The 8749-nt window shown below is 44.2% G+C and carries 10 protein-coding genes; all 10 read right to left on the reverse strand.

What is annotated here, in order from left to right:
- Positions 1–35: 35 nt before the first annotated feature.
- Positions 36–452, reverse strand: a complete 417-nt coding sequence (locus V2H77_RS22070) for a hypothetical protein (protein WP_341500490.1) — start codon at positions 450–452, stop codon at positions 36–38.
- Positions 430–870 (reverse strand): GPW/gp25 family protein, encoded by a 441-nt coding sequence (locus tag V2H77_RS22075; RefSeq protein WP_341500491.1) that lies wholly within the window; start codon positions 868–870, stop codon positions 430–432. Before V2H77_RS22075 ends, V2H77_RS22070 begins: the two co-directional genes overlap by 23 nt.
- Positions 871–883: 13 nt before the next feature.
- Entirely contained in the window at positions 884–2485 is a 1602-nt protein-coding gene (locus V2H77_RS22080; protein ID WP_341500492.1) for a phage baseplate assembly protein V, read from the reverse strand.
- Complete coding sequence (locus tag V2H77_RS22085; protein WP_341500493.1) at positions 2482–3165, reverse strand: CIS tube protein; 684 nt, start codon at positions 3163–3165, stop codon at positions 2482–2484. Before V2H77_RS22085 ends, V2H77_RS22080 begins: the two co-directional genes overlap by 4 nt.
- On the reverse strand, positions 3152–3331 hold the full coding sequence (locus V2H77_RS22090; protein ID WP_341500494.1) for a DUF5908 family protein: 180 nt from the start codon (positions 3329–3331) through the stop codon (positions 3152–3154). Before V2H77_RS22090 ends, V2H77_RS22085 begins: the two co-directional genes overlap by 14 nt.
- Positions 3328–3786: a phage tail protein gene (locus V2H77_RS22095; RefSeq protein WP_341500495.1), complete on the reverse strand. Its 459-nt coding sequence runs from the start codon at positions 3784–3786 to the stop codon at positions 3328–3330. Before V2H77_RS22095 ends, V2H77_RS22090 begins: the two co-directional genes overlap by 4 nt.
- Positions 3787–3799: 13 nt before the next feature.
- Complete coding sequence (locus V2H77_RS22100) at positions 3800–4999, reverse strand: phage tail sheath family protein (protein WP_341500496.1); 1200 nt, start codon at positions 4997–4999, stop codon at positions 3800–3802.
- Positions 5000–5047: 48 nt separating this feature from the next.
- On the reverse strand, positions 5048–6454 hold the full coding sequence (locus V2H77_RS22105) for a phage tail sheath family protein (protein ID WP_341500497.1): 1407 nt from the start codon (positions 6452–6454) through the stop codon (positions 5048–5050).
- An 11-nt stretch (positions 6455–6465) separates the two neighbouring features.
- A complete protein-coding gene (locus V2H77_RS22110) occupies positions 6466–7602 on the reverse strand; it encodes a phage tail sheath family protein (RefSeq protein ID WP_341500498.1) in 1137 nt (378 codons plus the stop codon).
- Positions 7603–7665: 63 nt separating this feature from the next.
- The gene (locus tag V2H77_RS22115; RefSeq protein WP_049581382.1) at positions 7666–8115 is read right to left on the reverse strand and encodes a phage tail protein; all 450 of its coding nucleotides are present in this window, start codon (positions 8113–8115) and stop codon (positions 7666–7668) included.
- Between the last annotated feature and the right edge of the window lie 634 nt (positions 8116–8749).

Genomic DNA, 8749 nt, shown 5'->3' on the forward strand with positions numbered 1-8749 from the left:
AGCCATTGTTATTTACAGATAAATTGAAACGTTATTTATCCGGCGCTAACCGCATATTGACTGGCAATAAATCGGCCTTTACCCATACTGGGTGCGGTTATATCCGGGCCGCTCGATGGATTATTTGCTGGCTGTGATGGGGTAAAACGGGCAATAAATTGCTGTCCAACAATAATTACCGTGGCAATGCTACGGCAAAAGTTTACTTGCTGGCTGGCATCCAATTGAGCAATGGTAACCATACCCATGCCGGGTATTGGATGGCTAGGCGTAATATACTGCGCTTGAAGCTGTATATTTTTTTCATCACCCACGATGACCATCTTTTTGCCTTGGATCTTGGCATGTCCGCTCCCCCGGATGATTGCCGGCCCCAGAATGGTGACCTGTCGGTTACCGAATAAGGGCTCGAATAGCAACGTGTCGCCATCAACCACCAGTTGTTTGCCCATAAGACACCTCTATCGGACCTTCTCCAATCTCAAGAATACCTTCGATTTGCTGGATAATTTCACTGCCTCTCAAGGCATAATTCACCTGAATATGTAAGGTATTCGGTAAATCGGTTTTCTGACTCACTTTAATTTCAGTCATTTCTGCGCGGGGTTCATAACGTAATATTCTCTCTTCAATACGTGTTTGAATGCCAGCCATCAATTCATCACTGATATTTTCAAACATATAATCATTGAGACCACAACCATAATCTTCACGCATAATCCGCTCGCCGGGTTCAGTCAGAAAAAGAATTTTCATACTCTGGCGAACATGTTCTGCCCCTTCTGCCATTATGACTCCCTCCTGAGAAGAAAATTGCGGCGGAAATGCCCAGCCCCGACCATAAATATCGGTTAATATTTTATCTGCCATCTTATTTAACCTATTATTGTGTTAAATTAATTTTCGCCCCTTTAATATCAACCCCAGATTTTCCAGCGGCTGATAGGGATTTTTCGGCCTGAATATTAATTTCCTGCGCATGAGTAATGAGATTTTTAGCGGAATTAATGGTGATATCTTTATCCTGTTGCAAAGATAAGGTATTTTTTCCACTATTAAATGCGAGCGTATTGTCTTTATTATCGAAGATTAATGCTTGTTGATTTTCTCCCTGCTTAATCACTAACGTTTTTACCAGATTTTTTTCACTGGGTTCTAACGGTGATCTGTTTTTAGGATTATGCATGGCGCCTAATATCACCGGGAAACGGGGATCACATTCAAAGAAACCAATAATCACCTCATCCCCCGGTTCTGGATAGAAGCAGAATCCACTCTCATGACTGGCGTAAGGTTTACCTAAGCGGGCAAAAAGAGTGCTATTGGTTAAGTTTAAGGCCGGTATTTTGACCGGAATACGGCCTAACGATTGGCTATCCTGTTGGTATTTTTCTACGATCCCGACATGCAGCTCTTTAACCTGAGGGATAACCTGTTCTACGTCTGATTGCATGCCTAAAGTTAACCGGGTACGCCAACCCTGCCGTTGGTTGATGGTCTGACTGACGCCGGTGATAATCGCCTGACCATCCATTCCCGGCCCAAAGCCAGTTAACGCCAAAACATCCCCCGGCTGATAGCGATCATCGCCTGCAACCTCAAAATTGCCGGATATATTATGGTTTCGCCGGTTGCCTATGATGCTTTGAGTAAACTGCCTGGTTTGTTCATTATCCAACGGGTAGCTGAAAATCCATTGCCACTCTTGATCGGTCAACGGTTTCAGCATGTCCGTAGCAAGTTGACCATGACCAAACCCGCTACTTTTTACCTGAATCGCCTGAGACAACTTTTGTTGATTAATGTCCCAAGACTGCACACTGACCGTTTTGGGACTGCGCTGATTATCCCATTGCAGATTAGCTTCAAACAGCACAACGCTCTGATGGTTACCACGCTGGTAAATGGTGTGTACGGTTGACCGATTAAGTGATTCCGGCGTTACCAATTTAACCGCATCATGGCCGGGGAGCAGCCAGGTATTTGTAGCACTCAGTCGGCTTTTTAAGAATGTCCAATCATTGCAACGAAACTGCACCATTTGCTCATGCACTGTTTTAAGTTGAGGCGCTTGTTTTATTGTGACAGGCACACCAGCTTGGCTGAATAGCTTCTTGATAATCGCCTCATCGCTCTGTTTACTGAATAGCTGCGAGTGGAAATTATGCGTTAATTTTTGCAGTGGATGTTTCGCCGTCAGAATCATTAGACTGTCCTGACCTTTAAGCCCCAGTGTCTGCCGAACGATGATCCCTTTGAACAACACATTTTTTTGCATCTGCACAATAAGTTCATGATTCGGGCGACAACTTGCCAACTCAGCCTGCGCCTTGGCATCGAAAATATGGCTGGTGTCGCCAATAATACCTAACGTGACGTTAGCCGAAGGAATGCCATTGATAGGATAATTTACTGACAAACTGATAACCGTAAACTGATTGAGCGTTTTGTCGCCTATCTTAATCACGATCGGGGGTATCTTCATGCTTCCCTCCGCGCTTGTAGCGTTTGTCCCGGCGTGAAATCATCAAGATTATCCAAATCGTTTTGCCAAGCCAGCGAAAGATAATCGATACCGCCCGCCAAAGCAGCGCCAGCACCCAGCGCAATCAATGGCAGAGAGAGCATATCAGTTACGCTAACCGCAGTAGCCGGCGGCGATTTTAATTGTTGCTCAGCGGCCTGAATAACAAAGCTCTCATCCGCCGCCAGCGATAAGGTAGCTATTGCCCGTAACGGCATGGCATCCCGGTCAAACAAGGTGTAATGAATACCGAGGCCGCTGGCCCGGCAAGCAAAATAACCTTTGTTTTCCCAACGCATTTTGCCCCATTTGATTTTAAGAAAATGAGGAACTTTGGTACCGGCATCAACGGCACAGAGGGTTTTCAACGTCGCCAGTTGGGTTTCGATCGGCGTATTGTTGCCGGGCATTGATGCGTCAAATAATAGATCTAATGACAAGCCCGCAGGTTGAGACGACACATAGTGGTTACTTTGGTGGGTATGGGTAATACTTTCATCGTTTTTATAATTGGCTTGATAATTGAACTGGATCGCATCAGGGTTATACATCACCGGTAAACTACCCACCAAAATTTTACCTTCCCGATCTTTAAAAGCGGTCAGCGTGAGTTTGGACAAGCTACGTTCAATTAAGCTCATAATGGCCTCCCGTTTCACGTAATGCCTCTAACACCTCCCGTTTAATCCTTTCAATCAGGCGAGCGTCATCCAGCGCTTCTTGAGCTAATGTTCGCGGGGATGATAAATCACTGGCAGAATCGGTAACTTTGGCCTGAATAATCAGTTCCTTAATTTCTACAGTCATACTTTCACTCCTAACCAACGCATATCCTGATAACGTAATTCCAAAGAATTGACCAAAATGGCATTGCTATTAGCATCAAAGTCACCGGTAGACCAACGAACCGGTAACGCGTTACTCACCGTCCAACTTGCCGCCGGTAAAAAATTTTCATTCAGCAACATAATGACCACATCAGCATAAACCGCTTTTTCTCCACGCAAGACACGATCAAATATCAAAGTCAGCGGCGTAACCGTCATCACTCCGCGTTCCAACACTAAACTACCGTGCTGGATCTTCTCGGCCAGCCAAACATTTCTGGCGTTTTCCCCGCCCTGGCTGTGTTGGGTGGTTTGCAGTTCGCGGCTGAGTCCCGATATGCGCTGAAAGGCAATATCAAGTGGACTGGGAATATTGTTAAACAGAAAACTGGCGATAAAACGGTGTGATACTGACGGGGTGTATAGATTATGCATAGTTTGCCCCTGTTTAATTTAATCCCGTTGTCCCGGTACGCGTATCAAACATCAAACTCAGTTCAATAAATTCCGCCGGAATTAACAGAGCCAGTTTGATTTTCATGACCATTCTCCCGGCCCGCAGATCCGCTTCGCTCATTGATTCATTAACACCGAGTAATATGTCAAACGCTCGCTCCTCCTGAGTACCTAATAATCCACCTTTTAACCATAATTGATGCAACCAGTTGTAAGTTTGGCCCTTAAGTTTCATCCAGGTGATAGCGTTGTTGGGTTCGAAAACAAAAGCCCGGCCTAATCGGGTCATATGAGCTTCAATATAGGAGACCAAGCGGCGAGTTTGGATATAACGCCAGGGAGAGCCGGGAATGTTGTCCAGAGTTCGGCATCCCCAAACTCTAATTCCCTTACCGGGGAAGCTACGAACCAGATTCAACGAAGCGCCCTTCTGATTAAAGAGCGCATCAGCTTCAATAAAGGATCGTACTGGGCTGACCACCTTAGCTAAAGCTACGTTGGCTGGCGCGGTCCAGACACCTTGCTGATTATCATTGCGCTGGATAACCGCCGCCACCGCCGCGGTAGGCGAAAGGATAATATGTTTACCATTTTCTTGGTATGTGGTTTTCAGCCCCGGCCAATATACTGCGCCCCATTGCCGATCACTTGAGGAAAACTGCTCTAAACATTTAGCGGCCAGTACCGGATCATCCGGGGCATCCAGCAATCCCATGATGCCACGTCGGCTTTTACACAGATCGAGTATCGACTGCCAAAATTGCAACCAAAGATCTATGTCAGCACCAGACTCCCCCATCTGATTAAAGCGGACAATATCAGGGGCAACAATCAGCGTGATAGCACTCTCCGCAGCAATAGCCTGCTTAAGCCAATCCTGTTGCAGTGCGGCGACCAATGATTGAAAATCATTCAGTGGTTCATCAGGGGCCAGCGGCAATACATAGGCTTGTTGACCGCCATTGTCAAAAAAGTGGCGCACGGAGTAGTACATTAATCCTGACTCACGAAATTTTAGGGTAAAGTCGGTCAGGCTGTTTAATTTGACTGTGGTTTTGCTGCCCGAACTGGTTTTATTGCCCGAACTTTTGGGAATATGACCGATAAAAACCGGTGCGCCAATAAATGCCTCATCCGGCTTCTGGGATATCAGGTTCTCCTCAATTGTCACGCCCGACTGTGTTATTTCCATTATCATTTCCTCTACAGGACAGGCGCGGCAAACCGCGCCCCAGTACGGTTACTGTGCTACTTTTTGCGAAAATCGCAGGATAATAAATTCAGCCGGACGGACCGCCGCCATCCCAACCTTGACGACCATTTTGCCTTGCTTAATATCGCTCTCGGACATGGTGATACCTTGACCAATCTGCACAAAATAGGCTTCTTGGGGGTTACTGCCAACCAGCGCCCCTTGTTGCCAGAGTTGATGAAGATAGTTGTCAATGGCTGACCGTACTCGCTCCCAAGTCGGTTGGCTATTGGGTTCAAAGACGGCAAATCGCATTGCCTGTTTGATATCTCGTTCTGCTGCATTAAATAGACGCCGTACCGGAATGTAGCGCCAGTTGTCATCATCTTTCAGGGTACGTGTACCCCACACGACGAATCCTCGATTATTGAAATAACGGATAGCATTGATACCTTTTTGATTCATGGTACCTTGCTCATCTTCGGTGAGCCGTTCTTCGACATCACTAATGCCGCTCAGAACAATATTAGCCGGCGCTTTCCAGACGCCACGGCTGGCGTCAGTGGCGCAATAGACACCGGCCATTACTGCACTGGCGGGAATCCATCTATTTATGTTTTGTATTGCATAAATAGATTGCTGGTAGACATCAAGGTTTTTCTCTTTAAGTTCCGCCAGATTGGTAACATTGCTTGCTTGTGCATCCTTATAACCTGAAACAGCGATAAGGCTCTCTTCCGTTTGCATAAGCTGTGAGACTTTCACCGCCGGATAATACGTTGCAGTTTGTGAAGGCACATTAACACTGATGGCGGTTGTTTTATCCTGGTTATCAGCGATAAGGAAATAGCCCTTATCCAATAATGAAGATGTCAAGCTGTTATATATCTTGCTCTGATAATCAGAATCTTGTTCAGGGCAGACAATCAAGGTAATTTCTAAAGCCTGCTCAATTAATTCGGGAATTAAGCTCAGAGTTTCAGTATTTTCTAAATCAGCAATTGGTAATATATAACAAGGTCCACCGCCATTTTGGAAATAAAGTTTTAACGCATCACTGCTTATCGTGTAATTAGATACTGTCACCTCGTAAGTGTAATCAGCCTTTTTTTCTTCTCCATTTGTTTCATTTGTATCGCTATTAACCTCTACATTTTCTTTCGTAGCTTTATTTTCGGCTGATATATCACCTTCAACTTTCTCAACTTTTTTAGATTTTTTAGCGGCAGGCGGGGGGGTTGATTTAATAGCTATTGACGTAACACAACCCGCATGAAACTGGTCAGTGAAATCCAACCAACTACTAACCCGTGCCACTTGTGGCGTTACGCTAGTTTTCTTAGGTGAGAAGCGGCCAATAAAAACAGGAATTGCCGTGCTCCCTTGGCTGATAGAAAGCGCCAGTGATGCATCTTCTTCAATATAGACGCCCGGATAAGTTGGTGCTATTGGCATATTACCTCCAATTATTGTGCGACATTCTGCGTAAACTGCAAGATAATAAACTCGGCAGGACGAACCGCCGCCATACCCACTTTGACGATCATTTTGCCCTGTTTAATATCGTCATCAGTCATAGTGATACCTTTACCTATTTGAACAAAATAAGCTTGCTCGGCTTTATTTCCCACCAATCCGCCTTGTTGCCAGAGAGAATAGAGATAATTATCAATAGCTCGACGCACAACTTCCCAAGTGGGCTGGCTATTAGGTTCAAACACCGCAAAACTCATCGCATTTTTAATATCTCGCTCCGCACTATTAAACAGGCGGCGAACTGGGATATAACGCCAATTATCACTGTCCTCAAGCGTGCGAGCTCCCCAAACCAATGTGCCGCTCTTAGGGAAACCGCGGATCATATTCAGTGCTTTGCCCTGGTTATATTTTCCTTGTAGGTCATCAGTCACCGGATATTTAGGTTGTAATCCACCTTGAATAGCGACGTTAGCCGGCGCTTGCCAAACACCTCGGTTGTTATCGACACTGGCATAAATACCCGCCATCACTGCACTGGGTGGAATATCAACGCTAGCTCTTTTCCCTTCGTTATCTTTTTCTCCCCACTCAGTGGTCAGCCAAGGATAATAAACTGCGCCATAAGCAGTGGCGGTATAAGGTTTGAGTACTTTATCTGGATCGGGTTTTTTTATATCGGTGGTACCATCTTGTTTGGTAACTTTAGTCACTTCGGTGATATCAGCTTGTGGACCATCAAAAATGGCAAATAATCCTTTGCCCGGTTTACAAAGCATCCCGACGGCAGTATTAATATCTTCTCCGGCAGCAACCAGCAATGTGACATCATCCAGCTTCGGAACTTGGTTTACTAACTCTTCGGTTTTAACAAGATAACAATATCCACCGCCGTTAATAAAATAGGCGCGTAATGAGATATCAAGTTTGTCGTTGGGATTAAATTGTCTATTTCTTAATGTCAGATATTCTAACCAGCTATTAATACGATAATAGCCATCTCCTGACTTAAACAAATTTTCATCTTTGACAGCAAAAACAGGGACCGCCGTGGCGCTTGTACGAACAGAGAGCGCCAATGATGCATCTTCCTCAATATAAACACCCGGATAATCATAAGTTGTCATAATATTCGCCTTTAAAAAACACTACATTAACGTGCCAGATTATTCCTGACAGCAAACAGCGTATTAATGGAATTCAACAGTCACCCGATCGGCTTTCAGGCTCATTTCCTGTACCGCAACTTCATTACTGGTTGCATCAAAACTAGGCGCCGTCAGTTTTTCTGGGAAAGCATTAGCAATATTCCAGGTAATCAGCAAATTTGAACCTGTTTCATCAGTCAGGCTAATAGAAATATCTTTCTTTTCTATCTGATTAAGCGAAATAGAGTTAATCCAATCGTACAATTTAGATTGCCCTTTAAAAATACCGCGCTTCAAGGTAATTGTTGGTCTCTGACGCTGACCGGGCATTTGTAACCAATTACCAATGCCATCACGATATTCAATGGTGTCATAGCTAATATCTAATCCCGATACACTTTGAAAAGACATTTGCTCATCACCAACAGTCACGACAAAACGGTAAGTTGGAATAGGGTATTGAACAGCAATTTGATCGGCAGTTGTAGACATTGTGATTTCCTTAAGAAGAGTTAAATTCATAACCGGGTTAGAACACACATCATTTTAATTTTAGGTACGCTACCGCCCTTAGGTATCATGCCTAATGCCTTACTTGTGTATTCACTTGCGGCTTTAATATCCAAACCCTCATTCTTGAATGAGGCGACCTGACTACTGACTAACGTAACGTATAAGTTAATACGTGATAAACATCACACTGTTGGAGCTTTAAACTTTTTAAAATTAAAAAAACCATTCATCGAACAGTAATCACTCAAATACCGATAAATAAAAGTTAAAAATAAAAAATAATTATTTTTATCGATTTTTTATCTGTTAATTCAATTACATAAATAAATCGTCTCCAATCCACAGCATTATGGCTCGTGGATATTTATACCCTATAGATTTCAAGATGCATCGCGACGGCAAGGGAGCGAATCCCCGGGAGCATAGATAACGATGTGACCGGGGTGAGTGAGTGCAGCCAACAAAGAGGCAACTTGAAAGATAACGGGTATATATTAAAGAGCCCTTATTTGTCACTTGCATACGCAAGTGACATTTTTATGTTCTGTTACTTCAAGGTGTAATTTTGAGAGGAAAGATATGCTAGAAGTGTCACAAATAGTAACCTATACAG

This window comes from Photorhabdus sp. P32 (genome assembly GCF_038085095.1).
GTDB classification, from domain to species: domain Bacteria; phylum Pseudomonadota; class Gammaproteobacteria; order Enterobacterales; family Enterobacteriaceae; genus Photorhabdus; species Photorhabdus luminescens.

Bases quoted from the DNA above. Each gene is read 5' to 3' on its own strand.
- V2H77_RS22070 (WP_341500490.1), bottom strand. From the start codon at position 452: ATGGGCAAACAACTGGTGGTTGATGGCGACACGTTGCTATTCGAGCCC.
- V2H77_RS22075 (WP_341500491.1), bottom strand. From the start codon at position 870: ATGGCAGATAAAATATTAACCGATATTTATGGTCGGGGCTGGGCATTT.
- V2H77_RS22080 (WP_341500492.1), bottom strand. From the start codon at position 2,485: ATGAAGATACCCCCGATCGTGATTAAGATAGGCGACAAAACGCTCAAT.
- V2H77_RS22085 (WP_341500493.1), bottom strand. From the start codon at position 3,165: ATGAGCTTAATTGAACGTAGCTTGTCCAAACTCACGCTGACCGCTTTT.
- V2H77_RS22090 (WP_341500494.1), bottom strand. From the start codon at position 3,331: ATGACTGTAGAAATTAAGGAACTGATTATTCAGGCCAAAGTTACCGAT.
- V2H77_RS22095 (WP_341500495.1), bottom strand. From the start codon at position 3,786: ATGCATAATCTATACACCCCGTCAGTATCACACCGTTTTATCGCCAGT.
- V2H77_RS22100 (WP_341500496.1), bottom strand. From the start codon at position 4,999: ATGGAAATAACACAGTCGGGCGTGACAATTGAGGAGAACCTGATATCC.
- V2H77_RS22105 (WP_341500497.1), bottom strand. From the start codon at position 6,454: ATGCCAATAGCACCAACTTATCCGGGCGTCTATATTGAAGAAGATGCA.
- V2H77_RS22110 (WP_341500498.1), bottom strand. From the start codon at position 7,602: ATGACAACTTATGATTATCCGGGTGTTTATATTGAGGAAGATGCATCA.
- V2H77_RS22115 (WP_049581382.1), bottom strand. From the start codon at position 8,115: ATGTCTACAACTGCCGATCAAATTGCTGTTCAATACCCTATTCCAACT.